This is a genomic window from Herbiconiux moechotypicola (assembly GCF_024979255.1).
Lineage (GTDB): Bacteria > Actinomycetota > Actinomycetes > Actinomycetales > Microbacteriaceae > Herbiconiux > Herbiconiux moechotypicola.
This window is the reverse complement of record NZ_JANLCN010000007.1, coordinates 68,955-94,314: the sequence shown is the minus strand read 5'-3', so window position 1 is coordinate 94,314 and position 25,360 is coordinate 68,955. Positions and strand designations below refer to the sequence as shown.

The following is a 25,360-nucleotide window of genomic DNA, read 5'->3' as shown; positions in this document are numbered from 1 at the left end:
ACTTTTCTATAGAGTTGTGGCCATGACGGCGGAGCTCTCCGAGACGGTGCACGAGCGGGTGCGCGACTGGCTGCGCGACGCGATCCAGACGGGTGCGCTCGCCCCGGGCTCCAAAGTGGTGCAGACCGAGGTCGCCGAGCGGCTCGGTGTGAGCGCCACCCCGGTGCGCGAGGCCATGCGCGATCTCCACGCCGAGGGCCTGCTCACCCTGGTGCCCCGCCGCGGCGCGATCGTGCGCATGACCGACCCCGGCGACATGGCCGAGATCCGCCGTCTCTGCGAACTGCTCGAGCCCGAGCTCGCCCGCCTCACGGCCCTGCACATCACCGACGACGAGCTCGCCGCCGCCTGGCGCATCCAGGCCGAGATGGAACGGGCCGACGATCAGGGCTTCCTGCGCCTGAACCGCGAGTTCCACTACTTCCTCTACGACTGCGGCCGTTCGCCGCGGCTGGCGACCATCCTGCGCAACCTGCACGACGCCACGCCCGCCTACCTGCCGTTCGCGTTCGCGCGGCTGGCCGAGCGGCGCACGGAGGGCCTGGCCGAGCACATCGCGCTGCTGCACGCCTGCACGCGCCACGACGCCGACGAGGCCGCCCGTCTCATCACCGAGCATTGGCGGCCCGTGTTCGACGAGGTGGCCCGAGGGGCGCATCCGGCCGGCTGAGGCGACGGCGGCCGAGGCGACGGCGGCGCAGCGCGTCGGCCAGCCACACTCCGAAGGCGACGAGCGAGAGCACCAAAGCCGTGAGCACCACGCCGCTCCAGCCCGCGGTGGCGAACACCGCCACCGCCACGAGCGAGGCCAGCGACCCGCCCACGAAGTTGCTGGTCATGTAGAGGGTGTTGAGGCGACTGCGCGAGTCGGCCCTGAGGTTCAGGATGCGCGACTGGTTCGCGATGCCCGCCCCCTGCTGCCCGAGGTTCAGCAGCATGATGCCGGCCACGACGAAGCCGATGGCCAGCTCGGAGAACTGGAACAGCACAGCGCCGGCCACCAGCACCCCGAGGAACACGCCCATCACCATCGTCGACCCCCGCCGATCGAGAAAGCGGCCGACGAAGGGGGCGGTGGCCATCGTGACCAGCGAGAACAGGCCGAACAGCCCGGCCGCGGCCACGCTCATCCCGTACCGGTCGGTGAGCAGGAAGACGATCATCACCCAGATCACGTTGAAGGTGGCGAACACCGGCACCTGCACGCCGACGGCCCAGCGCACCCCGGGCTCGTCGACGAGCAGCCGGAGGGTCGAGCCGATGAGCCGCGGGTAGCTCGGGCCCTCGCGCCGGGGCTCCTTCGGCAGCACCAGCACGGTGGCGAGCCCCACGCCCGCCGTGAGCACGAGGGCGCACAGGTACACGGAGTGCCAGCCCAGGTACTCCCCGAGGGCGCCGCCGAACACCCGCGACAGCACGATGCCGCCCGTCATGCCCGCGTTGATGGCCGCGAGCGCGCGGCCCTGCCGCCCGGGCTCCACCACCGACACGGCATACGGGATGAGCACGTGCGGGGCGACGGTGAACGCGCCGATGAGCACGGTGGCCGCGGCGAGCATCCCGAGCCCGCCGGCGAGCGCCGCAAGCGCGAGCCCCACGCCGGTGCCCGCGAGCAGCACGGCCAGCAGCCGCTTGCGCCGCACCACGTCGCCGAGCGGCACCAGCAGGAAGAGCCCGCAGGCGTAGCTGATCTGCGCCACCGTCACGATGAAGGCGGTGTCGGCGTCGGCCACGCCGAACGACTGGGCGAGCAGCGAGAGGATGGGGTGGGCCAGGTAGATGTTCGCCACGGTCACGCCGCAGCAGACCGCGATGAGGGGCACCACCCCGCGGCGCACGGTCACCGGGCGAGCACGTTGCGTGACACCCCGAGCTCGAGTCCCATGTTCTCGCGGAGGGTGCCGCCGGTGTATTCGGTGCGGAAGAGCCCGCGGCGCTGCAGCTCGGGGATGAGGAGGTCGACGATGCGCTCGAGGCCCAGGGGCATGACGGGGGCGCCCAGCATGAAGCCGTCGCTGGCCCCGCTGCGGTACCACTCCTCGATCTGGTCGGCGACCTGCACCGCGTCGCCCTTGAACAGCACGTGGCCCATGGAGGGAAGCACCCGCTCGTAGGTCTGGCGGATGCTGAGGTTCTCACGCGCCGCCATCGCGGCGATGTTCTTGCGGAAGCTCGAGATGCCCACGACCTCGCCCGAGAGGTCGGGCAGCGGGCCGTCGATCGGGTAGGGGGTGAGGTCCATCTCGACGAGCTTGGAGAGGTAGGGCACCCCGACCGCGGGCGAGATGAGCGACTGCAGCTCCTCGTAGAGGTCGTCGGCCTCGGCCTCGCTCGAACCCACGAACACCGAGGTGCCGGGGATGATGCGGAGCGACTCGGGTGCGCGGTCGTAGCGGTCGAGGCGGTTCTTCACGTCATCGCTGAACGCCTTGCCGGTGGCGATGTCGGCCGACACCGAGAACACGCAGTCGGCGTGCTTGGCGGCGAGCTCCTTGCCCTGCTCGGACTGCCCGGCGAGGAAGAGCACGGGGTAGCGCTGGGGCATGCGCGCCACGTTGAGCGGGCCCTTCACCGAGAAGTGCTTGCCCACGTGGTCGAGCACGTGCACGGCCTCGCGGTCGAGGTAGCGGCCGCTCGCCTTGTCCTCGACGAAGGCGTCCTCGTCCCAGCTGTCCCAGAGTCCCTTGGCGACCTCCACGAACTCCTCGGAGCGCTCGTAGCGCTCCGCACGGGGCACGTGCTCCTCGCGGCCGAAGTTGAGCGAGTCGCCGGGATAGGAGCCGGTGACGATGTTCCAGCAGGCCCGGCCCCCGCTGAGGTGGTCGAGCGAGGCGAACTTGCGCGCGAGCAGGTAGGGCTCCTCGTAGGTGGTGGTCGCGGTGGCCAGCAGGCCGATCTGGCTGGTGTGCTGCGAGATGGCGGAGAGCAGTGTGACGGGCTCGAACACCGAGGGGCGGTCGGAGGGGCTGTTGGCCTCGAACAGGGCGGGCTTGTCCATCTGCCGCACGGCATTGCCGTCGGCGAGGAAGAGGAGGTCGAACTTGCCCCGCTCGGCGAGCTTCGCGGTCTCGATGTGCTGGCCGAGGTTCATCGCCGTGCAGTTCCACGAGGCGGGATGCCGCCAGCCGCCGAGGTGGCCGCCGATGTTGCCGAGGCCGGTCATGAGATTGAGCATGGGTGACACTCCCGCCGTTGCGTATTTCTTACAAATTTGAAGATACGCACCGCAGATTACGGATGCTCGACGCGAGTGTTTCGAATTTGTAAAACGGGATCAGGAGATGGCGGTAGGCACCTGGCTCGGGAGCATGCCGCCCGTGGCCTCGCCGCGCATGGCGATCTGGAGGAGGCCGAGCATCCGGTGCAGTTCGTCGACCTCGTCGCGCGTGAGCGGATCGATGGTCGACTCGAGGATCATGGCGCTCTGGCGGGCCGAGATCTCGAGCAGCAGCTCGCGCCCCTTCGGGGTGATGCGGGCGAGCACCCCCCGGTCGTCGCCTTCGACGACCCCGCGCTCGGCCAGCCCGTCCTTCTCGAGCAGCGTCAGCTGGTAGGTGAGCCCGCTCGGGGTGCTCACGAGCTTGTTGGCGAGGTCGGTCATGCGCAGCTCGCCACCCGCGTTGCGCAGGCGGATGAGCACCTCGTACTGCGAGAACTTGATGCCGCCCACCTCGCGGATGAGTTTGTCGGAGCGTCGCTCCAACAGCCGGCCGACGTCGATCAGCCGCTCGAAGAGCGCGAGCTGGACGGACTCGAGGATGTCGGCCACGGTCGGCGCTCCCGTCAGCGCCGGTAGTTGGGGGCCTCGACCACCATCTGCACGTCGTGCGGGTGCGATTCCTTGAGCCCGGCGGCCGTGATGCGCACGAAGCGCCCCTTCGACTTGAGCTCGGGGATGGTGCGCGCACCCACGTAGAACATGGACTGCCGGAGGCCGCCGGCCAGCTGGTAGGCCACGTTCGCGAGCGGGCCGCGGTAGGGCACCTGACCCTCGATGCCCTCGGCGATGAGCTTGTCGTCGGAGGGCACATCGCTCTGGAAGTAGCGGTCCTTCGAGTAGGAGGTCTTCTCGCCGCGGGTCTGCAGCGCTCCCAGCGAACCCATGCCGCGGTAGTTCTTGAACTGCTTGCCGTTGACGAACACGAGGTCGCCGGGGCTCTCGTCGCAGCCCGCCAGCAGCGAGCCGAGCATGACGGTGTCGGCGCCCGCCACGAGCGCCTTGGCGATGTCGCCCGAGTACTGCAGGCCGCCGTCGGCGATCACCGGCACGCCGGCCTCGCGGGCGGCGAGGGAAGCCTCGTAGACCGCGGTCACCTGGGGCACGCCCACGCCCGCGACGACGCGGGTGGTGCAGATGGAGCCGGGACCCACGCCCACCTTGATGGCGTCGGCACCGGCGTCGACGAGCGCCTGGGCACCGGAGCGGGTGGCCACGTTGCCGCCGATCACGTCGACCGCCTCGAACGCCGGGTCGGCCTTCAGCCGGCGGATGATCTCGAGCACACCGGCACTGTCGCCGTTGGCGGTGTCGACCACGATCACGTCGACGCCCGCGTCGAGCAGCTGGCCGGCACGCTGCCAGGCGTCGCCGAAGAAGCCGATCGCGGCGCCGACGCGCAGCCGGCCCGCCGCATCCTTCGTGGCGTTGGGGTACTTCTCGCTCTTGTCGAAGTCTTTCACCGTGATGAGGCCGGAGAGCCGGCCCGCGTCGTCGACGATGGGGAGCTTCTCGATCTTGTGCTGGGCGAAGATGGCCACCGCGTCATCGGGGTCGACGCCGACCCGGGCGGTGATGAGGGGCATGGGGGTCATCACGTCGCGCACGAGCGTGGTGGACTTCTCGAACGGGGAGACGAAGCGCATGTCGCGGTTGGTGACGATGCCCACGAGCACGCCCTGGCCGTCGACGACGGGGAGCCCGCTCACCCGGTAGACGCCGCAGAGCGCGTCGACCTCGGCGACCGTGGCATCGGGGGTGGTGGTGACAGGGTCGGTCACCATGCCCGACTCGCTGCGCTTGACCCGGTCGACCTGCTCGGCCTGGTCGGCGATGGAGAGGTTGCGGTGCAGCACGCCCATGCCGCCCTGTCTCGCCATGGCGACCGCCATGCGCGACTCGGTGACGGTGTCCATCGCCGCGGAGAGAAGAGGAGTGGCCACCGAGATGCGCTTGGTGAGGCGCGACGCGGTGTCGGCCTCGCTCGGGATGACGTCGGTGTGCCCGGGCAGGAGCATCACGTCGTCATAGGTCAAACCGACAAAGCCGAACGGATCCGACTGGTCCATGATTCTCCTCCGCGCGCGAGTTCGATTCCCATCGTAACCGTTCGCGTGCGGGGTTCATTCCGTGTAGAAATAACGGACGTCGAACAAGATGGCCACCTGAAACACCGTGGACACAAATCGACTGTATGGTCTAGCAAAGTCGCTACGACCAGAGACACGAAGTGCCCGCCACAACCCCCGGCGGCCTTCCACAGGAGGTGCTGTCTTGATCGCAGGAATCCGTCTCGGACGCGCAACGCGTCTGACCACGATGCTGCTGGCGGTGATCGCCCTCTGTGCCGGCCTCGTCATCGGTTCCGGGGCGCTCTCCGCCTCGGCGAGCACGGCTCCGGCACCCACGCCGACACCGACCGAGGAGGGCGACTTCACGTCGACCTACACCATCGGGGGCATCCTGCGCGACGGCGACAACCTCGTCGCGGGCGCCGAGGTCACTGTGGAGGGCGACGGGTTCACCGAGACCGCCACGAGCGACGACTCCGGCCGCTGGTCGGTGGCGGTGCCCGGCCGCGGCGAGTACACGGTCACCCTCGACGTCGAGACCCTGCCCGACGGCGTGGAGCTGCGCGACCCCGACCGCGCCTCGGCCACGGTGGGCTCCGACGAATGGCTGACGAACACCATCACCCGGTCGTTCCCGCTCGGCGTCGACACCCGGCAGACCACGGGCTTCTTCGAGCAGTTCCTGCAGCGCTTCGTGGCCGGCCTCAACTTCGGCCTGCTGATCGCGCTCGCGGCCATCGGCATCACGCTCATCTTCGGCACCACGGGCCTCAACAACTTCGCCCACGGCGAGATGGTCACCTTCGGCGCCATCGTGGCCTGGGTCACCTCGGTGCTGCTCGGCGTCAACATCTTCGTCGCCATGATCGTCGCGCTCATCCTGGGCGGCGTGTTCGGCTACCTCAACGACTGGTTGCTCTGGAAGCCCCTGAGGCGAAAGGGGGTGAAGCTCGTCCAGGCCATGATCGTGTCGATCGGTCTGGCGATCGCGCTGCGCTACCTCTACCTCTTCTTCATCGGCGGCGACACCAAGACCATGAACGTGGGCCTGTCGGATGCGGTCGTGCTCGGCCCGGTGCGCATCACCACCGGCTCGATCATCAGCATGGCGCTCTCGGTGATCGTGCTCGTACTGGTGGGGCTCTTCCTCACCCGCACCCGCATCGGCAAGGCCACCCGCGCCGTCTCCGACAACCCGTCGCTGGCCGCCGCATCCGGAATCGACGTCGACCGCATCATCCGCATCGTGTGGGTGCTCGCGGGCAGCCTGGCCGCCCTGGCCGGCGTGATGCTCGCCCTGTACCGGCAGGTGTCGTGGGACATGGGTTTCCAGGTGCTGCTGCTCATGTTCGCCGCGGTCACCCTCGGTGGTCTGGGTTCGGCGTACGGCGCCCTGGTCGGCTCCATCGTCGTGGGTCTGTTCGTCGAGCTCTCGACCCTCTTCATACCGCCGGACCTCAAATACGCGGCCGCGCTGGTCGTGCTCATCGTCGTGCTGCTCGTGCGGCCCCAGGGCATCCTGGGCCGTAAAGAACGAGTCGGATAAGGAAGGAAGGAGACACTCATGGACTGGGGAAACATCTTCGGCAACGCCGTCGGCGAGATCATCAGCCCGACCACCGCGGCCTACGCGCTGGCGGCGATCGGACTGGGCATCCACTTCGGCTACACCGGCCTCCTGAACTTCGGTCAGGCCGCCTTCCTCCTCATCGGCGCCTACGGCTTCGCGATTCCCACGCTCGCCGGCGCACCGCTCATCGTCGCGGTGCTCTGCGCCATCGTCTGCTCGGTGATCTTCGCGTTCATCCTGGGCATCCCGACCCTCCGGCTGAGGGCCGACTACCTGGCGATCGTCACCATCGCGAGCGCCGAGGTGGTGCGCTACATCGTCACCACCACGGGGCTCACCGACTTCACCGGCGCCGCCAACGGCCTCTCGGGCTTCAAGGGCACCTTCGCCGCCGTCAACCCCATCCCCGAGGGCACCTACGGCTTCGGTCCGTTCACCTACAACGAGTACGACTGGTGGGTGCGCATCGTGGGCTGGGTGCTCGTCGCCCTCGCGAGCGTGCTGGTGTTCCTTCTCATGCGCAGCCCCTGGGGCCGCGTGGTGAAGGGCATCCGTGAAGACGAGGATGCGGTGCGCAGCCTCGGCAAGAACGTCTACAGCTACAAGATGCAGGCCCTCATCCTCGGCGGCGGTCTCGGCTCGGTGGCCGGCATCATCTTCATCCTGCCCCGCGCGGTGCAGCCGGCGAACTACACCACCGGCCTCACCTTCTTCATCTGGACGATCATGCTGCTCGGCGGCGCGGCCACGATCTTCGGCCCCATCGTCGGGTCGATGATCTTCTGGGTCGTGCTCTCGCTCACGCAGGGCATCCTCTACGGCGCGATCGAGTCGGGCGCGCTGTCGTTCCTCTCCACCACCCAGGCCGGGCAGATCCGCTTCATCCTCGTGGGGGTGGCGCTGATGCTCCTGGTCATCTTCAGACCGCAAGGTATTTTCGGAAACAAGAAGGAGCTGTCCTTCAGTGTCTAACGTCCAAGAACCCACCGTCCCGGTCACGCATCCGCTCGTCAAGGGCGAGGTGGGGCCCGGATGCGCGAAGGTCGACCCCATCGTCATCGCCGACCACGTCACCCGCCAGTTCGGCGGACTCAAGGCCGTCGACGTCGACCACCTCGAGATCCCGCGCGGCAAGATCACCGCGCTCATCGGCCCGAACGGCGCCGGCAAGACCACCATGTTCAACCTGCTCACCGGGTTCGACAAGCCGAACACCGGCACCTGGGAGTTCGACGGCACCTCGCTCGCCGGCGTGCCCGCCTTCAAGGTGGCCCGGGCCGGCATGGTGCGCACCTTCCAGCTCACCAAGTCGCTCGGCCGCCTCTCGGTGCTGCAGAACATGCTGCTCGGCGCCACCGGCCAGAAGGGCGAGAAGCTCTTCGCCTCGCTGTTCAAGGGCATCTGGGGCAAGCAGGAGGAGGAGAACACGGTCAAGGCCGATGAGCTGCTCACCCGCTTCAAGCTCGACGCCAAGCGCGAAGACTACGCCGCGTCGCTCTCCGGCGGCCAGCGCAAGCTGCTCGAGATGGCCAGGGCGCTCATGTCGAACCCCCGGCTCATCATGCTCGACGAGCCGATGGCGGGTGTGAACCCGGCGCTCACGCAGTCGCTGCTCGGCCACATCAAAGACCTCAAGTCCGACGGCACGACCGTGCTGTTCGTGGAGCACGACATGCACATGGTCATGCACATCTCCGACTGGGTGGTCGTGATGGCCGAGGGCCGCGTGGTGGCCGAGGGTCCGCCCGAGACCGTCATGAAAGACCCGGCCGTCATCGACGCCTACCTCGGCGCCCACCACGACACCGACCTCGGCGACCTCATGGAGGACGGCCCCAACCCGGTGCTCGAGGCCGAGCGCAAGGCGCACGAGGCGCACGCCGACAGCGCCGAGGCCGGCTACGGCGTCACCACGACCCCCGAGCCCGAGGAGAAGTGATCCGATGAGCGACATCGATCCCAACGAGGTCAACGCCGAGACCAACCTCCTCGCGGAGGAGTCCGCGGCACCCGCCGCCGCGCCGACACGGCACACCGGGGCACCCACCGACCGCGGCGACGCGGTGCTGAAGACCGAGAACCTGGTGGGCGGGTACCTGCCCGGGGTGAACATCCTGAACGGCTGCACCATCGGGGCCTATCCCGGTGAGCTCATCGGCATCATCGGCCCGAACGGCGCCGGCAAGTCGACGGTGCTCAAGGCGATCTTCGGCCAGATCAAGATCCGCGGCGGCCGGGTGGTGCTGAAGGGCGAGGACATCACGGGCCTCAAGGCCAACAAGCTCGTCGCCAAGGGCGTCGGCATGGTGCCGCAGAACAACAACGTCTTCCCGAGCCTCACGATCGAGGAGAACCTCGAGATGGGCCTGTTCCAGAAGCCGTCGATCTTCGCGGAGCGGTTCGACTTCGTCACCACGCTCTTCCCCGAGCTGGGCAAGCGCCGCAAGCAGCGCGCGGGCTCGCTCTCGGGCGGCGAGCGGCAGATGGTGGCGATGGGCCGGGCGCTCATGATGGAGCCGTCCGTACTCCTGCTCGACGAGCCCTCCGCCGGCCTCTCCCCCGTGCGCCAGGACGAGACCTTCATGCGCGTGCACCAGATCAACCGCGCCGGTGTCTCGGTCATCATGGTGGAGCAGAACGCCCGCCGCTGCCTGCAGATCTGCGACCGCGCCTACGTGCTCGATCAGGGTCGTGACGCCTACACGGGCACCGGTCGCGAGCTCATGAAAGACCCGAAGGTGATCGAGCTCTACCTCGGCACCCTCGCGGCCGACCAGGGCTACTGATCTCGCACTAGGCAAGAAGTACTCAGGCCGGGTACCGGCCGAGCGCGTGGATACTGACTGCCATGCCGCTCGCGCCTTCCGCCCTGTCCGTCGTCGACACCACTGCCCTCACCGTCCTCCCGCGTGCCGCGGAGGTGCGGGCCTATCGCCGGGGGCGGGCCGGGTTCACGGGGCCGCGCGTGCGGGTGCGTCCGTGCCTGGGCGGCATCGGCTACACCACGCTCCTGGTGGTCTCGGGCACTGCGGCGATCGGGCTCGGCACCCTGCACGCCGAACCCCGTGCAGTGCTGCTGTGCGCGCTCCTGGCCATCGGCTCCGCCATCGGGGCCGCCCTCTGCGCCCGTTCCACCAGGGCCATGACGATGCGGCGCGAGTACCGCCTCGCCGCCTGCGCCGCCCGCAACGGACTCCGTTACGAGCGGGGCGCGGTGTCGCCGAGCACCCCCGGCCTGCGGTTCTCCGACACCGGCGGCCGGGCGCTCCGCCGCCTCACCGGATCGGTGGGCGGCGCGAGCGTCGAGGCCGGCAACTATGAGCATCCGACGGGTCTCATCTCGGGCTACGTGATCGTCGACGGCCGGAGCGAGGTGGTGCCGGCCTTCGACTTCTCGTCACCCGCCGAGTGGCACCGGCTCTGGCGGGAGTTCCAGCGGCTGAGCTGACGGCCGGGTCAGTCGGCGGTCACACCGTAAGCCGCGGCGATCTCGTCGAGCACCTCGTTGAGAGCGAGGTAGCCCTGACCGCGCATCCAGGCCTCGAAGTCCACGTCGAAGACCGTGCCGTTCTGCACGGCGGGCACCTCCTGCCAGATGGGCAGCGTCTGCACGTTCTCGAGCACTCCCTCGTCGGTCGAGTAGACGAACACGTAGTCACCGGTCGCCTCGGGCAACAGCTCCAGGCTGATCTCGTAGTACCCGCCGTCCTCCACCTCGGCGATCGGCTCCTCGAACACGAGCCCGGCGTCGACCATGGCGACCCCGGCGTTCGTGCCCTCCATCATCATGCGCACGTGATCGGGGCGCAGCCGCACCTGCGACACCGGCAGCGCGGCGGCCGGAACCTCGGCGAGCGCCTCTCGCACCGCCGTGGCATGGGTCTCGTAGGCAGCGGCGACCTCGGCCATCTCCTCCACCCGGTCGAGCGCCACGGCCACCTGCTCCGCCACCTTCACAGGGTTCTGCTCACCGGTGATGATGGGTACGGTGGGGGCCACCTGGCTGAGCTGCTCGTAGTCGGTGTCCTCGATCGCCGTGCCACTCTCCATGTTCATGAGGATGAGGTCGGGCTCCTGTGCGCCCATCAGCTCGATGTCGATCTCCGAGTCGGAGTCGCCGAGGCTCGCCACCTCGGAGTCGTCGATGCCGAGGTAGGCAGGGAAGCCTGAGAACGACTTCGGGGCCGCGACCGGCACCACCCCGACGGCGATGGCCGAGTCGGCGAGCGCCGTGAAAGTCACGGCCACCCGATCGTAGTCGACGGGGATCTCGGTGGTGCCGAGCTCGTGCTCGACCGTGTAGGTCGCGCCGTCACCGGCGGTGTCGGTGGGGCGCTCATCGCGGGCGCAGCCGGCGAGCAGGAGACCCGCCGCGGCAGCCAGGGCCACAGGCGCGAGCGCACGGCGTGCGGGCAATCGGAAGGGGGTCATGATCGTGATCGATCCTCTCGGTGTGTCGGCTCGGCGGGCGGCTGTGTCTCCCCGCCGAGATGGGGTGGTCGGGCGGGCACCACGAGAGGTGTCCCGGTGTGGGGGTCGGCGATCACGGCGCACTCCACGCCGAACACCTCCCGCACGGTCGCGGCGGTGATGACCTCGGCGGGGGCGCCCTGGGCCACCACTCTTCCGGCTTTGAACGCGACGATGTCGGTGGCGTAGCGGGCGGCGAGGGTGAGGTCGTGCAGCACGACCACGAGGGTGCGACCCTCGGCGTGCAGCCGGGCGCAGAGGTCGAGCACCTCGATCTGGTGCGCCAGGTCGAGGTAGGTGGTCGGCTCATCGAGCAGCAGCACCCCCGTCTGCTGAGCCAGCACCACCGAGATCCACACCCGCTGGCGCTGGCCGCCCGACAGCTCGTCGACGGTGCGGTCGATGAGGTCGAGCGTTCCGGTGGTCGCGAGCGACTCCCGCACGATGCGCTCGTCGTCGCGGGAGTACTGGCGCAGCAGGCTCTGGTAGGGCGCGCGCCCCCGGGCGACGAGATCGCCCACGGTCACGCTCGGCGGCGTGATGGGCGACTGCGGCAGCAGCGCGAGTTCCCGCGCCACGTCCCGCGTGCGGCGATGGGCGATGTCGTGCCCGTTCAGCACGATGCTGCCCCGACTCGGATCGATGAGGCGCGCGAGACCTTTGAGAGCCGTCGACTTGCCACACGCGTTCGGCCCGATCAGCACGGTGAACGAGTCACGCCGGATGCGCAGGTCGAGCCCCTCGATCACCTCGCGCCGGGGATAGCCGAGCGACACGCCTCTCGCTTCCAGCGCATCCGGGCTCGCGTCGGTTCCGGTCATCCCATCGTCCTTCCTCGGCGGCGCTGCAGTATCCAGAGCAGGTAGGCTCCACCGACCACGGCGGTCACCACTCCCGCGGGCAGCTGGGTGGGCGCGAAGAGCCGCAGACCCACCAGGTCGGCCAGCAGCAGGAGCAGCCCTCCGAGCAGCCCCGAGCTCAGCAGCAGGGGGCCGGCACCGCCCGTCAGCGAGCGCAGGATGTGCGGGGCGGCGAGAGCGACGAACGCCACCGGTCCCGCGATCACCACGGCCACCCCGACCCACGCGGTGCCGATCAGGGCGATGCCGATGCGCCACCGCGAGACGGTCAGCCCCTGGGCCGTGGCGAGCTCGGATCCGACGGCGAGCCGGTCGAGAGGTCGGTGGGCGAGGATCGTCGCCGGTACGAGCATCAGACACGCCACCGCGCCGATGCCGACGTCACCCCAGTCGCGCCCGTCGAGACTGCCGGTCAGCCAGCGCAGCCCCGCCTGAGCGTCTTCGAGGTCGGCGCGGCTGAGCAGATAGGCGCGCACGGCCGAGAGCACGGCCGTGACCCCGATGCCCACCAGGATGAGGCGGTAGCCCTCGAGACCCGACCTCCACGCCAGCGCGAGAATGACCGCGGCCGCGACGACGCCCCCGGCGAAGGCGCCGAGCGCGGTTCCGACGGCGAGGCCGCCACCGGTGGTGATGACGAGGAGTGCGCCGGTCGCCGCCCCGCCGGTGAACCCGATGAGATCGGGACTGCCCAGGGGGTTGTCGGTGAGCCGCTGGAAGATCGCCCCGCTGATGCCCAGCGCCCCTCCGGCGATCACCGCCGCGAGCATCCGGGGCAACCGCACGTCGAGCACGGTGTAGATCTCGAACGAGGTGCTGCCCGCGTAGTCGCCGAGCAGGATCGCCGTGACCCCGTCGACGCTGATCGCGCTGTTGCCCGTGTAGAGGGCGATGGCGGCGCAGACCACGAGCAGGAGGAGCACTGCTCCGACCGTCGCCACCAGCCGGCGCCCGACGCGGAACGACACCCGTTCACCGAGCAGCCGCACGGTGGCGCGCGCGGCGCTCACAGCCGCTCCATCCGCTGCCGCAGTGCGAGTGCGATGAACAACGGCGCCCCCACCGCAGCCACCACGATCCCCGCTTCGAGCTCCCCCGAGCCGGCGATCACGCGGCCCACCACGTCGGCGGCCAGGAGCAGCACGGCGCCGAAGCTCAGCGAGAGGAGGATCACCCACCGCGTATCGAGCCCTGCGACGAGCCGTGCCGCGAACGGGACGGCGAGGCCGACGAAACCGATCGGGCCGGCGGCGGCCGTCGCGGCTCCGCACAGTACCGCGACCACGACGACCGCGATGGCCCGGGTGCGGGCCACGGAGGTACCCAGACTCTTGGCCATCTCGTCGCCGAGCGCCAGCGTGTTCACGCGCACGGCGATGGCGCCACCGACCAGCACCGCCAGGGTGACGAGGGCCACGGAGGGCCAGATGAGCTCGGGATCGCGCCCGGCGAGCGATCCCACCGTCCAGAAGCGCACCTGGTCGAGCGCACCCGAGTCGAGGATGAGCAGGCCCGAGGTCACCCCGCCGACCGCGGCCGCCAGGGCGGTGCCCGCGAGCACGAGCACGAGGGGCGACATGCGCGAGCGGGTGGAGAGCACCGCCACCGCGAGGAGGGCTGCCAGGGCTCCGAGCATCCCGGCGCCCGTGGTGGCGAGCACTCCGCTCCAGCCGAACACCGACACGGCGAGAACCACGAGCAGAGCCGCGCCCGCGTTGACCCCGATGATGCCGGGATCGGCGAGCGGATTGCGGGTGACCGCCTGGATGAGCGCGCCAGCGACCCCGAGGGCGGCACCCACCACGATCGCGAGCACCGTGCGCGGCAGTCGCAGGGTCCAGATGACGACGGAGTCGACACGCAACCGCGGGTCGTCGGAGCCGGTGAGAATCTGCAGCACCGCGTCGAAGGCGACAGGGCGGGCGCCGATCATCACGCTGCAGACCACCAGGAGCGCGAGCACGACGAGCGACACCAGGAGCACCAGACGCGACCTCCGGCGTGCGCGTGAGGGCGACGCACGCTGCTGCTCGATGATCACCGGTTCATTGTATACAGAGATAGGGTAGGCTTACCTCATGATGGCATCGTCGCCCCGGGTCGGGTACCTCATCACCGATCCGCCCAGTCTCACCGCGCTCGTCGCCGACGCGCTCCGCAACCGCATCGTCTCCGGCGATCTGGCCCCCGGTTCCCGTCTCATCGAAGAGCAGCTGTGCGCCGACTTCGGCGTGAGCCGGCCCCCCGTGCGGGAGGCCCTCCGTCTGCTCTCCGCCGACGGCCTGGTCGAGCTGGTCGCGCGGCGCGGCGCGGTGGTCGCACGGTTCGGCCTGGCCGACGTGCGCGAGATCGTGACCCTGCGGGAGAGCCTCGAGCGCACCGCCCTCGAACTCTCGGTGCCCGGGGCATCGGAGGAGGCGCTGAACGCTCTCACCGCAGCGCTCGAGGTGATGGAGCGTCACGCCGAGGAGGGTCTCGAGGCGGAGGCCGTGGCCGACAGCGCGCGCTTTCACGAAGCCCTGGTGGGTCTGGCCGGGCACAGCCGCCTGTCGAACGCCTACCGGGCGATCTCGCTCCAGGTACAGGTGCTGATGACCCTGAACCGGGTCGCCCGGCGGGAGAGCGAGAGCCTGGTGGCGCGCGCCGCGAGGCACCGCCTCCTCGTGGAGCACATCGTGCGCGGCGACCGGGAGGCGGCGATCGACGCCCTCCACGGAGGAGACTCGATCGCCTTCCTCCCCCGGGGCGCGATCGACACCGCCACGGCCGACGAGACGGCACTCGAGTGGCTGGAACAGCAGAAGGCCCGGCACCCTCGGTGAGGGGCCGGGCCTTCCGGTGTGTTATGACTACACCCGCGGGGTGACTACTCCGCGAGCGAACCGAACTCGACGTTCAGCGGCGCGTAGGTGTTGTCGGCACCGTACTGGTAGATGCCGATGTAGGCCTCGGTCGGGTCACCGTTCTCGTCGAAGGTGATCGGGCCGGAGACACCGTCGTAGTCGATGTCTTCACCCGCGGCCAGCAGGTCGGCGCACTCGGCGAAGCTGGTGCACTTGGTGCCACCCTCCGAGACGGCCTGCATGTTGGCCTGGATCGCCGGACCGGTCGCCGAGCCACCCGCGATGGCGGCGAGCGCCATCAGGTTGACCGCGTCGTACGACTCGGCCGCGTAGCTGAAGTCGGTCAGGTCGGGGTTCACACCGAGCAGCTTGGCCTTGAACGAGTCGTCGGCCAGAACGCCGGGGAGCGTGCCCTTGGCGCAGTTCAGGGTGCCCTCGTCGAAGTCGGCCGAGTAGTCGGCCAGGTTGCCGTCGACGAAGTAGACCTTGCTGCCGTCGAAGCCCTTGGTGCCCACGAGCTCGGGGATGATGACCTTGGTCTGGTCGAAGGCGATCAGCGCGATGGCGTCGGGGTCTTCGGCCAGCACGGCGTCGATCTGGGCGCTGAACTGGCTGTCACCCTCGTTGAACGCCTCCGAGGCGACGACGGTGCCGCCGGCGTTCTCGATGGCGGTCGCGACGTTCTCCTCGAGGCCGGAGCCGTAGGCGTCGTTGAGGTAGATGATGCCCACGTTGGTGGCGCCGTCGCCCACGATCAGGTTGCCGAGCACGCGGCCCTGCAGCACGTCGGAGGGAGCGGTACGGAAGTAGTAGCCGCCGTCGGCGTAGGTGGAGAAGTCGGGCGAGGTGTTCGCCGGCGACACCTGCACGACCTGCGCACCGGTCACCTGGTCGATGAAGGTGAACGACACACCCGACGACGCGGCACCCACGATGCCGGCGACGCCCTGGCTGAGCAGGTCGGTGGCCGACTGGGTGGCGATGTCGGTGGTGGTGTCACCGGAGTCGCGGTGGATGACCTCGACGTTGCCGCCGAGCACGCCCGGAGCGGAGGCGTTGATCTCGTCGACGGCCAGGTCGACACCCGCGATCTCGGGCGGGCCGAGGAAGGCCAGGCTGCCGGTGGTCGGCAGGATCGAGCCGAGCTTCAGGCTCACGGCGCGGTCGAGGGCCGCTGCAGGCGCCTCTGCCGTGATGTCGGCCGCCGCGGTGGCGGCGTCGGGGCCGCAGAGGGCGGCCGCCGCGGTGGTCTCTCCGCCGTCGGTGCTCGGCGTCGACGCGCACGAGGCCAGCAGCAGAGCGCTAGCGCTGAACGCGGCGACACCCGCAACGATGGAGAGGGGCTTCGAGCGCGAGGTCTGGACCTTCGCAAATACGCTCATGGTGCTCCTTATGTGATTGAGTGCAGATTTTCGGCAGACTCAGAGAATCAGCCGTGGCAACACGCTATGCGCCAACGGGGCCGGGAACAATACGCCGGTGTTACATGCATGTAACGCGGCCGAATCGTTACCTTCCGGTGACCTGCGCCGCCCGGGCCGCGCGCACCATGTCGACCACGAGCAGCACCAGTGCCACCCACACGATCGCGAATCCCGCCCAGCGCTCGGGCGGCATGTCCTCGTGCAGCACCGCGACGCCGATCACGAACATGAGCAGCGGGGCGATGAACTGCGCGAAGCCCACGTAGACCAGAGGCAGCCGCCGCGTGCCCGCGGCGAACAGGAGCAACGGCACCGCCGTCGCCACCCCGGTGGAGACGAGTAGGAGGGCATGCCCCACACCGTCGGCGGCGAAGGTGAGGGAGCCCGTGGAGGCGAGCACGACCACGATGACGGCGGCGAGCGGTGCCAGCCAGGCGGTCTCGAGGGTGAGTCCGCTCACGGCGTCGACCCGGGGCCCCACGTGCTTCTTCACCAGGCCGTAGAGCCCGAACGAGAACGCCAGCACCAGGGCGATCCGGGGCACGGAGCCGTGGGCGAAGGAGAGCACGAGGATCGCGACGGCGCTCACGCCCACCGCGACCCACTGCAGCGGCCGCAGCCGCTCCCGGAGCACCAGCACCCCGAGCAGCACGGTCACGACCGGGTTGATGAAGTAGCCCAGAGATCCTTCGACCACCTGGCCGTCGAGCGTGGCCCACACGTAGACCAGCCAGTTGACGAAGACGAGCGCCCCAGCGAGGCCCATGAACAGCAGCAGCGACGGCCGGCGCGCGATCTCGGCGACCCGGCGCCAGCCACGCGTGGCCACCAGCAGCGCGGCGCAGAAAGCCAGCGAGAAGAGCACCCGCCACGCCACGACCTCGACACCTCCGGCCGGCCGCATGAGCAAGAAGTAGAGAGGGAAGACGCCCCAGAGCACGTAGGCTCCCCCGACGGCGACGAGCCCGGCCCGGAACGTGGAACGCGCCGCCGCTGCTGCCGAAGCGCCCGCAGACGCAGAGAACCCGGGCGGCACGGGCCGCCCGGGTTCCCGGAACTCGTTGCGGTCGCTCAGCGGACCACGACGGCGAGCACGTCGCGCGCCGAGAGCACGAGGAAGTCCTCACCGGCGTACTTGACCTCGGTGCCGCCGTACTTGGAGTAGATCACCTTGTCGCCGACTGCGACGTCGAGCGGAACGCGGTTGCCGTTGTCGTCGATGCGACCGGGGCCCACGGCCACGACCTCGCCCTCCTGGGGCTTCTCCTTGGCGGTGTCAGGGATGACGAGACCGGAAGCAGTGGTCTGCTCAGCTTCGACCTGCTTGATGACGATGCGATCCTCGAGCGGCTTGATGGAGACCGACACGGTTGACCTCTTCTTTCTCAGTTCTGAAACGTCTGGGTTAGCACACTCGCAGAGAGAGTGCTAAAGGGAGTTTAGAGCCAGTGTTGGCACTCGCGCAACGTGAGTGCCAACACCTGCCGGGCAGTTGGTACCGTTGCCGGATGGACTCCGCAGAGCTCGCCCGGCTGTTGACGCCCGAGGGCCTGCGGCTGCTCGACTCCCTCCCGCCGTACACCGCGGGGGGCGGCTCCGATCAGGTCGCTTCGCTCCGGCGCGCAGGCCACCCGGCCGAGCTCGTCGCCGCGGTGCTCACCCAGGCCCGGCTGCGCGAGAAGGCCCGAGCGAAGTTCGGCGAGTTCGCGGAGCGCATGCTGTTCACTCCGGCCGGGCTCGAGCAGGCGACCCGGCTCCGGGTCGCCGCCCTCCACGCCGGGCGGTTCCGGGATGCGGGGGCGCAACGGGTGGCCGACCTCGGCTGCGGCCTCGGCAGCGACGCACTGGCCGTCGCCGCCCTCGGCATCGGAGTGCTCGCGGTGGAGCGCGACGAGGTGACGGCCGCCGTCGCCACGTACAACCTCGCCGCCTTCCCCGACGCCGAGGTTGTGCTGGGCTCAGCCGAGCAGCAGCCGCTCGACGGCGTCGACGCCGTCTATCTCGACCCGGCGCGCCGCACGACGGGCACCGGGCAGACCTCCCGCCTCACCCGGCCCGACGACTACACCCCGTCGATCGACTTCGCGTTCGGCTTGGCGGAGCGGCTGCCCACCGGGGTGAAGCTCGGTCCCGGTTTCGACCGCTCGCTCATCCCCACCGGCGCCGAGGCGCAATGGGTGTCGGTGGAGGGCCAGCTCGTGGAGATGGGGCTGTGGTTCGGCTCTCTCGCCCGCGACGGCATCCGCCGCTCAGCGCTCGTGCTCTCGCGCGACGGCGCCGCCGAACTCTCCGCTCCCGCCGACAGCCCCGACGCCGAGGTGCGCTCGCTCGGCGACTACCTACACGAACCCGATGGCGCCGTCATCCGCGCCCGGCTCATCGGCGAACTGGCCGAACGCGCCGGAGCCGGGATGCTCTCGGAGGGCATCGCCTACCTCACCTCGGATGCACCTCTGGCGAGCCCCTTCGCGACGTCCTTCCGCATCCTGGAGCGCCTGCCGGCCAGCGAACCGGCGCTGAAGCGGGCCCTGAGGGAGCGCGGCGTCGGCACGCTGGAGATCAAGAAGCGCGGCACCGACGTCGACCCCGCCGCACTGCGCAAGCGGCTGGGACTCCGGGGGAACCGAACGGCGACCCTCGTTCTCACGAGGGTCGCCGGTGCGCACGAGGCGTTGCTGGTGGAGCGGGTGACTCAGTAGTAGTAGCCGCCCGCGCCCGCCGCCGCGATGATGAGGATCCAGAACACGACGTAGCCGATGATGGCGAGCAGCCAGAGCCCTGTGAACACGTACGACAGGATGAGACCCGCCTTCGCCAGCCCCCGCCCCGATTCCCCGGTGCGGTCGATCTGCTTGAGCGCGATGTGCCCGGTGACGATGCCCGCGATCGAGAACACGAACGCCAGGATGATCGTGACGATCGCCAGGGTGTTCATGGGCGGTGCGGCCGGCTGCTGGTAGCCGTAGTAGGGCTGCTGCCCCGCCGGCGGCTGGTAGCCGGGCGGAGGGGTCTGCGGGTAGCCCTGCTGCGGGGGCTGATAGCCCTGCGGCGGCGGCTGGTAGGCCGGCTGCGGCGGCTGGTACTGCGGTGCCGGCGGCACCGGGGCGGCCGGAGCAGGCGGAACGGGTGCCGCGGGTGCCGGTGGCGCCTGGTAGCCGCCCGGAGGCGGCACCGGAGGAACCGGGGGCTCCTCGCCGGCGGGTGCGGGATTGTTCGTGTCGCTCACGGTGTGCCCTTCTCGATGAGTGTCGTCAGTTGGTGACGGTGCCGCTGGAGGCCACCACCGCCACCGAGACGATGATGATGATGATCACCAGCACGATCGAGACCGCGCCGATGATGATGCCGGCCAGCGCGAGCCCGCGGCCCTTCTCACCGGTCTTCTTGATCTGGCTCAGCGCGATGGCGCCGAGGATGATCGCGATGACGTTGAATCCGAGGATCGAGATGACCAGCGAGACGATGGCCAGGACGTTGGTGCGCTGCTCGGCGGGAACCGGGGCGTAACCGGGGGTGGGTGCGGTCAAGGTGGAACTCCAATGTGACGATGAACGCGTGACCGCCCCATCGTGGCAGTGCCCGGGATCGGGTGTCAACGATGTGACGGAAGCCGGTCCACCTGGATCTCCGTCACGGGAAGAGTGGAGTCGGCGCCGAACACGAGCCCCGAAGGCGCCCGCCCGGCCGCGATGAGCTGCGCCCCGAGCGCCGCGATCATCGCCCCGTTGTCGGTGCACAGCGACAACGGCGGGATGCGCAGGGTCACCCCCTGCGAGGCGGCACGCGCCGCCGCCTCCTCGCGCACGCGCGCGTTGGCCACCACCCCGCCGCCGAGCAGCAGGCGCGGGATGCCGAGGTCGGCACACGCGCGAAACGCCTTCGTGAGCAGCACGTCGACCACCGCCTCACGGAAGCTCGCGGCCACGTCGGCCACCGGCACGGCCTCCCCCGCGTCCTCCGCGCGCTCGACCCAGCGGGCCACCGCCGTCTTGAGCCCCGAGAACGAGAAGTCGTAGCGGTGCTTCTCGGCGTCTTTGGGATGCAGCAGCCCACGCGGGAACCGGATGGCCGTCGGGTCGCCGCCCACCGCGGCCTTGTCGATCTGCGGGCCACCGGGGTAGGGCAGGCCCAGGATGCGCGCCACCTTGTCGAAGGCCTCTCCCGCGGCGTCGTCGATGGTCTCGCCGAGCAGCTCGACGTCGTCGACGAGGTCGCGCACCACGAGCAGCGAGGTGTGCCCGCCCGAGACCAGCAGCGCGATCGTGGGGAACTCGATCGGCTCGTCGGCGAGCACGTCGGCCCCGACGTGTCCCACGAGGTGGTTGACGGCGTAGAGCGGCTTGCCGCTGCCCACGGCCAGCGCCTTGGCCGCACCGACACCGACCATGAGCGCCCCCGAGAGACCGGGACCGCTCGTGACCGCGATCGCGTCGACCTCGTCGAGCGCGATCCCCGCCTCGGCGAGCGCCGCGTCGAGCGTGGGTGTGAGCGCCTCGAGGTGGGCCCTGGCCGCGACCTCGGGCACCACGCCGCCGTAGCGCGCGTGCTCGTCCATCGACGACGCGATCACGTTGGCCAGCAGCGTGGTTCCCCGCACGATCCCCACGCCCGTTTCGTCGCACGAGGTCTCGATGCCGAGCACCACGGGCTCGGCGGGTGTCTGCGGCAGCTCGAGCCGCATCACCAGGGCGTCGACCCCGTCGGGCTGGTAGTAGCGCGGACGCACCGCGATCTCCTCGAAACCGAGCGCGTCGTACAGCCCCTTGGCCACCGGGTTGTCGGCGCGCACCTCGAGGAACACCTGGCGGGCACCGCGCTCGCGCGCGTGACCCAGGAGCGCCCGCATGAGCCGTCGGCCGAGGCCCGCACCGCGGGCGCGTTCGACCAGGGCGATAGTCTGGATGTCGGCGTCGTCGGCCCCGGCCGGACTCGACAGCCCGCCGTAGCCCACGACCGTCTCACCGTCGACCGCGACGAGATACACCCCGTGCACGCTCCCGAGCTCGGCCCGCATCGACTCCCGCGACCACGCGTCGGTCGGAAAGGACGCCTCTTCGATCGCCATGATGGCGTCGAGGTCGGCGAGCACGGCGGGCCTCAGGTCGACGGCCATCACGACACCCGTTTCCGCGCACCGGGCACGGTCACGTCGGGCGCGCGAAGGTAGAGCGGCTCGCCGAACTCCTCCACCACCCCGCGCTGCCGCTCGGCCCAGGCGTGCCGCCCCAGCGCACCCGCGCTCACCTGGGTGGCGTCGACACGCTCGAAGTCCGGGTACGGCACCTCGTCGGGCTTGCACAGCGCCGGGCCGTCGGTGCGTGCGATGCCCGACTCGGCCACGTCATAGCTCGACCAGTACAGCTCGCGACGGCGCGCATCCGTCACCACCAGCAACGGCCCATGGAACCCCGCCTCCCACTCGCCGAACGCCACGGCGTCGTGGCTCGTGGCGGGCAGCAGTTCGGCGCCCACGCCCCAGGCGAAGGCGCGTGCCGCGGCGATGCCGACCCGGAGACCGGTGAACGGGCCGGGGCCCATGCCCGAGACGACGGTGCGGATGCGCGAGCCGTCGACCCCGGCCTCGCCCAGCGCTCCGGCGATGAGCTCGCCGATCACCTCGGCGTGGCGCATGGTGTCCTCGGTGGAGAGCTCCGAAAGCACCAGGTCGCCGTCGATCACGGCGACCGAGGAGCCGGCGGAGGTGTCGAGGGCGAGCAGCACAGATCGAGCCTACGCGACCTTCGTGCGCATCCGGCCGCTCGCGCGAACGGTCACGTCCAGCGCGGACCGTGACCCGCGATGCGCACGGTGCGCGGCTCGATCGGGGCCTCGTCAGGCTCGGCCTCTCCTGCACCGTGCGGACGGTCGATCTCGAGGGAGAGATAGGAGTCGACCAGCGACTCGAGCAGCCCTGCACCCCACTCCACCACCACCACCGAGCGGGCGAAGTCGATGTCGAGGTCGTCGAGCTCGAGTGCGCTGCCGAGACGGTAGGCGTCGACGTGCACGAGCGCGGGGCCGCCCACGAGCGACGGATGCGTGCGGGCCAGAACGAAGGTGGGGCTCGTCACCGGGCCGCGCACCCCCAGGCCCTCGCCGAGGCCGCGGGTGAAGGTGGTCTTGCCCGCGCCCAGGTCTCCGGTGAGCAGCACCACGTCGCCCGCCTCGAGCAGCTCGGCGACCGACAGGCCGAGGGCGTGCATCTCCTCGGGGTCGGCCACCTCGAGCACCGGGCCCAGCGCACCGAGCCGGCCCGGCGCATCCGGGGTCGTCATCGCACCGCCTGCTCGCCCAGGTACACCCGCTGCACCCGCGCGCCGACGCGCGCCACGATCTCGTCGCCGATGGTTCCGGCGTAACCGGCCCACTCCTCGGCGGTGGGCTCGCCGCGGTCACCGGGGCCGAACACCACGACCTCCTCGCCCGCCTCCACCGGATCGTCACCGATGTCGACGACGAACTGGTCCATCGCGATGCGCCCGGCGATCGGGTGGCGGCGACCCGCGATCCACACCTCGCCCGCACCGGAGGCGATGCGCGGCACGCCGTCGGCGTAGCCCAGCGGCACCAGAGCCAGCGTGGTCTCGCGCTCGGTGCGGTAGGTGAGGCCGTACGAGATGCCCTGGCCCGCGCCCACGCGCTTGGTCGAGACGACGGGAGCACGGAGGGTCATGACGCCGCGGAGCCCGAGCTCGCGACCGGTCTGGTCGTCGAAGGGCGAGATGCCGTATGCGGCGATGCCGAAGCGCACCAGGTCGAGCCGCGCCTCGGGCTCGCGGATTCCCGCCGAACTGGCCGCGAGGTGCAGTCGCTCGAAACGGGCGCCGAGCCCCTCGGCGATCTGCACCGCGGTACGCAGGCGGGCGAGCGCGAGGGCGTCGTCGGCGGGCGAGGCATCGGCGAGGTGCGACCAGGCGGCGTGCAGCCGCACGGCGCCGGCGCGGTCGTGCTGGAGGGCGGCGGTGACGAGCGTCGGCCAGTCGGCCTCGGTCGCGCCGTTGCGGCTCAGGCCGGTGTCGATCTTGAGGTGCACGCGGGGAGCCCGCGACGCCGCCGCGGCCGCGATAGCGTCGAGCTGCCACACGGCGGAGACGCCGAGGTCGATGTCGGCCTCCGCGGCGGCGCCGAAGAGGGCGTCGGGGTCGTGCATCCAGGCGAAGATCGGGGCGGTGATGCCGGCCTCGCGCAGCGCGAGCGCCGCCGGGATGTCGAGCACGGCGAGCGAGCTCGCACCGGCCTCGAGCGCCGCCCGGGCGAGCGGCACCATGCCGTGACCGTAGGCGTCGGCCTTCACGGCCAGCATCGTCTCGGCCGGGCGGGCGATGGCGGCGAGGGTGCGCACGTTGTGCCGGAAGGCGTCGAGGTCGATCAGCGCCTCGCGCTGCGGTGCCGCGCCGCTCACGAGTGCACCCGTTCCACGCGCCGGCCGAGTCTCGTCACGATCTCCCACGTGATGGTCGAGGCGGCCCGCGCCCAGTCGTCTGCTCCGGGGTAGCGCTCGGGGGCGGCCTCCGGCGCCGACGGGTCGCCGAAGAGCACCACGCGATCGCCCACCCGGGCCTCGTGCTCACCGAGCTCCACCACGAACTGGTCCATCGCCACGCGCCCGACGATCGGATGCACGCGGCCGCCCACCCACACCGAGCCGGTGTTCGAGACGTGCCGGGGGATGCCATCGGCGTAGCCGAGGGGCACCAGCCCGAGCCACGAGTCCCGCTCCACGTGGTGGGTGTAGCCGTACGAGACGCCGGTGCCTGCGGCGACGTGCTTCACCGAGATGAGGCGGCTCTCCAGGCGCATGGCGGGCACCAGCCCGAGCTCGGCGGCGGTGCGGTCGTCGAACGGCGAATGCCCGTAGAGGCCGATGCCCAGGCGCACCAGGTCGAGCCTGGTCGCGGGCAGGCTGAGCGCGCCGGCGGTCGACGCGAGGTGCCGCAGCCCAGGGTCTAGCCCGAGCGAGCGGGCCAGCGACGTCGCCTCCTCGAAGGCCGCGAGCTGGGCGAGATCGTCGTCAGGGCTCGCTCCGGAGAGGTGGCTGAACAGGCCCTCCACCCGGATGCGCCCGGCCGCCTCGGCGGCGGCTGCGGCTTCGAAGACCGTGCGCCACTCCTCCCGGCCGAGACCGTTGCGGCCCAGCCCCGTGTCGACCTTGAGGTGCACCCGGGCTGGAGCCTCGGGTGCGCCGGCCGCGACCGCCCGGGCGAGCTGCCCGGCGGTGCTGATTCCGAGGGTCACGTCGCGCGCGACCGCCTCGGCGAAGTCGGGATCGGGGCCGTGCAGCCACGCGAGCACCGGCGCCTCGATGCCGGCGTCGCGGAGCGCGAGCGCTTCGTCGACGTCGGCCACGCCGAGCCACTCCGCACCCGCCGCGACTGCCGTGCGGGCCACCTCGACGGCGCCGTGACCGTAGGCGTCGGCCTTCACCACGGCCATCACCGCCGCCGGCCGCACCGTGTCGAGCACGTGGCGGAGGTTCGCCGCGAGGGCGGCATGGTCGATGTGCGCACGGCGGAGTGCGGGGACCGCCGGCGACTGCGCGCCGCTCACCGCGCATCCCCCTCGGCCACCACGAACGCCATCGCGTTGCCGCCGTCGTGGCTCATGCTGAGGTGCACCCGGGTGGCGCCGATCTCGGCGAGCGCCGCCGCCACTCCCCCGCTCACGGCGAAGCCCGGGTTGCGGTGCTCGTCGGAGACCACCGCCATGTCGTGCCAGCGGAACTCTGTGGAGTGGCCGACCGCCTTGATGAGCGCCTCCTTCGCGGCGAAGCGCGCGGCGAGCGAGCGCACCGGGAGGTCGCGTTCGCTCTCGGCGAACAGCCTCTCGCGCAGCTTCGGGGTGCGCTTGAGCGCCCGCGTGAAGCGGGCCACGTCGACCAGGTCGACCCCCACACCCACGATCATC

27 protein-coding genes are annotated in these 25,360 nt (G+C 70.5%); 8 read left to right on the top strand and 19 right to left on the bottom strand.

What is annotated here, in order from left to right:
* The first annotated feature begins 22 nt into the window (after positions 1 to 22).
* Positions 23 to 670 carry a GntR family transcriptional regulator gene (locus tag N1031_RS12570; protein WP_259480036.1) on the top strand — a complete coding sequence of 216 codons (648 nt, stop codon included), beginning with the start codon at positions 23 to 25 and terminating at the stop codon, positions 668 to 670.
* On the opposite strand, the gene N1031_RS12565 is transcribed toward N1031_RS12570, so the two are convergent.
* From N1031_RS12565 to guaB, 4 genes are all read right to left on the bottom strand, one after another.
* Positions 609 to 1,844: an MFS transporter gene (locus N1031_RS12565; RefSeq protein ID WP_259480035.1), complete on the bottom strand. Its 1,236-nt coding sequence runs from the start codon at positions 1,842 to 1,844 to the stop codon at positions 609 to 611. The two genes, N1031_RS12570 and N1031_RS12565, sit on opposite strands and share 62 nt — an antisense overlap.
* On the bottom strand, positions 1,841 to 3,163 hold the full coding sequence (locus tag N1031_RS12560; protein ID WP_259480034.1) for an LLM class flavin-dependent oxidoreductase: 1,323 nt from the start codon (positions 3,161 to 3,163) through the stop codon (positions 1,841 to 1,843). The genes N1031_RS12565 and N1031_RS12560 overlap by 4 nt, the downstream gene beginning before the upstream one ends.
* A 111-nt stretch (positions 3,164 to 3,274) precedes the next feature.
* Complete coding sequence (locus N1031_RS12555) at positions 3,275 to 3,769, bottom strand: MarR family winged helix-turn-helix transcriptional regulator (RefSeq protein ID WP_259480033.1); 495 nt, start codon at positions 3,767 to 3,769, stop codon at positions 3,275 to 3,277.
* Between the two features lie 14 nt (positions 3,770 to 3,783).
* Positions 3,784 to 5,286: an IMP dehydrogenase gene (guaB, locus tag N1031_RS12550; protein WP_259480032.1), complete on the bottom strand. Its 1,503-nt coding sequence runs from the start codon at positions 5,284 to 5,286 to the stop codon at positions 3,784 to 3,786.
* 205 nt (positions 5,287 to 5,491) lie between these two features.
* On the opposite strand from guaB, the gene N1031_RS12545 reads away from it, so the two are divergent.
* The 5 genes from N1031_RS12545 to N1031_RS12520 all read left to right on the top strand — a co-directional run bounded on the left by N1031_RS12545 (position 5,492) and on the right by N1031_RS12520 (position 10,307).
* Entirely contained in the window at positions 5,492 to 6,835 is a 1,344-nt protein-coding gene (locus N1031_RS12545; protein ID WP_259480031.1) for a branched-chain amino acid ABC transporter permease, read from the top strand.
* 18 nt (positions 6,836 to 6,853) lie between these two features.
* Positions 6,854 to 7,831 carry a branched-chain amino acid ABC transporter permease gene (locus N1031_RS12540; protein WP_259480030.1) on the top strand — a complete coding sequence of 326 codons (978 nt, stop codon included), beginning with the start codon at positions 6,854 to 6,856 and terminating at the stop codon, positions 7,829 to 7,831.
* A complete protein-coding gene (locus N1031_RS12535; protein ID WP_310795692.1) occupies positions 7,824 to 8,798 on the top strand; it encodes an ABC transporter ATP-binding protein in 975 nt (324 codons plus the stop codon). The genes N1031_RS12540 and N1031_RS12535 overlap by 8 nt, the downstream gene beginning before the upstream one ends.
* Positions 8,799 to 8,802: 4 nt before the next feature.
* A complete protein-coding gene (locus tag N1031_RS12525; RefSeq protein ID WP_259480029.1) occupies positions 8,803 to 9,645 on the top strand; it encodes an ABC transporter ATP-binding protein in 843 nt (280 codons plus the stop codon).
* A 62-nt stretch (positions 9,646 to 9,707) separates the two neighbouring features.
* Complete coding sequence (locus N1031_RS12520; protein ID WP_259480028.1) at positions 9,708 to 10,307, top strand: hypothetical protein; 600 nt, start codon at positions 9,708 to 9,710, stop codon at positions 10,305 to 10,307.
* An 8-nt stretch (positions 10,308 to 10,315) separates the two neighbouring features.
* Here the strand turns inward: N1031_RS12520 and N1031_RS12515 are convergent, their stop codons facing one another.
* The 4 genes from N1031_RS12515 to N1031_RS12500 are packed head-to-tail and all read right to left on the bottom strand — an operon-like array spanning position 10,316 to position 14,230.
* Complete coding sequence (locus N1031_RS12515) at positions 10,316 to 11,290, bottom strand: ABC transporter substrate-binding protein (protein WP_259480027.1); 975 nt, start codon at positions 11,288 to 11,290, stop codon at positions 10,316 to 10,318.
* Positions 11,287 to 12,150 (bottom strand): ABC transporter ATP-binding protein, encoded by an 864-nt coding sequence (locus N1031_RS12510; protein WP_259480026.1) that lies wholly within the window; start codon positions 12,148 to 12,150, stop codon positions 11,287 to 11,289. Before N1031_RS12510 ends, N1031_RS12515 begins: the two co-directional genes overlap by 4 nt.
* Positions 12,147 to 13,199, bottom strand: a complete 1,053-nt coding sequence (locus tag N1031_RS12505; RefSeq protein WP_259480025.1) for a FecCD family ABC transporter permease — start codon at positions 13,197 to 13,199, stop codon at positions 12,147 to 12,149. The genes N1031_RS12510 and N1031_RS12505 overlap by 4 nt, the downstream gene beginning before the upstream one ends.
* Entirely contained in the window at positions 13,196 to 14,230 is a 1,035-nt protein-coding gene (locus N1031_RS12500) for a FecCD family ABC transporter permease (protein WP_259480024.1), read from the bottom strand. Before N1031_RS12500 ends, N1031_RS12505 begins: the two co-directional genes overlap by 4 nt.
* 37 nt (positions 14,231 to 14,267) lie before the next feature.
* On the opposite strand from N1031_RS12500, the gene N1031_RS12495 reads away from it, so the two are divergent.
* A complete protein-coding gene (locus N1031_RS12495; protein WP_259480023.1) occupies positions 14,268 to 15,011 on the top strand; it encodes a GntR family transcriptional regulator in 744 nt (247 codons plus the stop codon).
* Positions 15,012 to 15,055: 44 nt separating this feature from the next.
* On the opposite strand, the gene N1031_RS12490 is transcribed toward N1031_RS12495, so the two are convergent.
* The 3 genes from N1031_RS12490 to groES all read right to left on the bottom strand — a co-directional run bounded on the left by N1031_RS12490 (position 15,056) and on the right by groES (position 17,824).
* A complete protein-coding gene (locus N1031_RS12490) occupies positions 15,056 to 16,414 on the bottom strand; it encodes an ABC transporter substrate-binding protein (protein ID WP_259480022.1) in 1,359 nt (452 codons plus the stop codon).
* A 127-nt stretch (positions 16,415 to 16,541) separates the two neighbouring features.
* Entirely contained in the window at positions 16,542 to 17,492 is a 951-nt protein-coding gene (gene rarD, locus N1031_RS12485; RefSeq protein WP_259480021.1) for an EamA family transporter RarD, read from the bottom strand.
* 35 nt (positions 17,493 to 17,527) lie between these two features.
* Positions 17,528 to 17,824, bottom strand: coding sequence for a co-chaperone GroES (gene groES, locus N1031_RS12480; protein WP_066041091.1), 297 nt, complete (start codon positions 17,822 to 17,824; stop codon positions 17,528 to 17,530).
* A 140-nt stretch (positions 17,825 to 17,964) separates the two neighbouring features.
* On the opposite strand from groES, the gene N1031_RS12475 reads away from it, so the two are divergent.
* Positions 17,965 to 19,155 carry a THUMP-like domain-containing protein gene (locus N1031_RS12475; protein ID WP_259480020.1) on the top strand — a complete coding sequence of 397 codons (1,191 nt, stop codon included), beginning with the start codon at positions 17,965 to 17,967 and terminating at the stop codon, positions 19,153 to 19,155.
* Here the strand turns inward: N1031_RS12475 and N1031_RS12470 are convergent.
* From N1031_RS12470 to N1031_RS12435, 8 genes are all read right to left on the bottom strand, one after another.
* Positions 19,149 to 19,682 carry a DUF4190 domain-containing protein gene (locus tag N1031_RS12470; RefSeq protein WP_259480019.1) on the bottom strand — a complete coding sequence of 178 codons (534 nt, stop codon included), beginning with the start codon at positions 19,680 to 19,682 and terminating at the stop codon, positions 19,149 to 19,151. The genes N1031_RS12475 and N1031_RS12470 overlap by 7 nt on opposite strands.
* A gap of 25 nt (positions 19,683 to 19,707) precedes the next feature.
* Positions 19,708 to 19,983: a DUF4190 domain-containing protein gene (locus N1031_RS12465; protein WP_259480018.1), complete on the bottom strand. Its 276-nt coding sequence runs from the start codon at positions 19,981 to 19,983 to the stop codon at positions 19,708 to 19,710.
* A 65-nt stretch (positions 19,984 to 20,048) separates the two neighbouring features.
* On the bottom strand, positions 20,049 to 21,569 hold the full coding sequence (gene tsaD, locus N1031_RS12460; RefSeq protein WP_259480155.1) for a tRNA (adenosine(37)-N6)-threonylcarbamoyltransferase complex transferase subunit TsaD: 1,521 nt from the start codon (positions 21,567 to 21,569) through the stop codon (positions 20,049 to 20,051).
* Entirely contained in the window at positions 21,569 to 22,177 is a 609-nt protein-coding gene (gene tsaB / locus N1031_RS12455) for a tRNA (adenosine(37)-N6)-threonylcarbamoyltransferase complex dimerization subunit type 1 TsaB (protein ID WP_259480017.1), read from the bottom strand. Before tsaB ends, tsaD begins: the two co-directional genes overlap by 1 nt.
* A gap of 50 nt (positions 22,178 to 22,227) precedes the next feature.
* Positions 22,228 to 22,731: a tRNA (adenosine(37)-N6)-threonylcarbamoyltransferase complex ATPase subunit type 1 TsaE gene (gene tsaE, locus N1031_RS12450; protein ID WP_259480016.1), complete on the bottom strand. Its 504-nt coding sequence runs from the start codon at positions 22,729 to 22,731 to the stop codon at positions 22,228 to 22,230.
* Complete coding sequence (gene alr / locus N1031_RS12445; RefSeq protein ID WP_259480015.1) at positions 22,728 to 23,858, bottom strand: alanine racemase; 1,131 nt, start codon at positions 23,856 to 23,858, stop codon at positions 22,728 to 22,730. Before alr (N1031_RS12445) ends, tsaE begins: the two co-directional genes overlap by 4 nt.
* A complete protein-coding gene (alr, locus tag N1031_RS12440; RefSeq protein ID WP_259480014.1) occupies positions 23,855 to 25,003 on the bottom strand; it encodes an alanine racemase in 1,149 nt (382 codons plus the stop codon). Before alr (N1031_RS12440) ends, alr (N1031_RS12445) begins: the two co-directional genes overlap by 4 nt.
* Positions 25,000 to 25,359, bottom strand: a complete 360-nt coding sequence (locus tag N1031_RS12435) for a holo-ACP synthase (RefSeq protein WP_259480013.1) — start codon at positions 25,357 to 25,359, stop codon at positions 25,000 to 25,002. The genes alr (N1031_RS12440) and N1031_RS12435 overlap by 4 nt, the downstream gene beginning before the upstream one ends.
* Position 25,360: the final 1 nt, after the last annotated feature.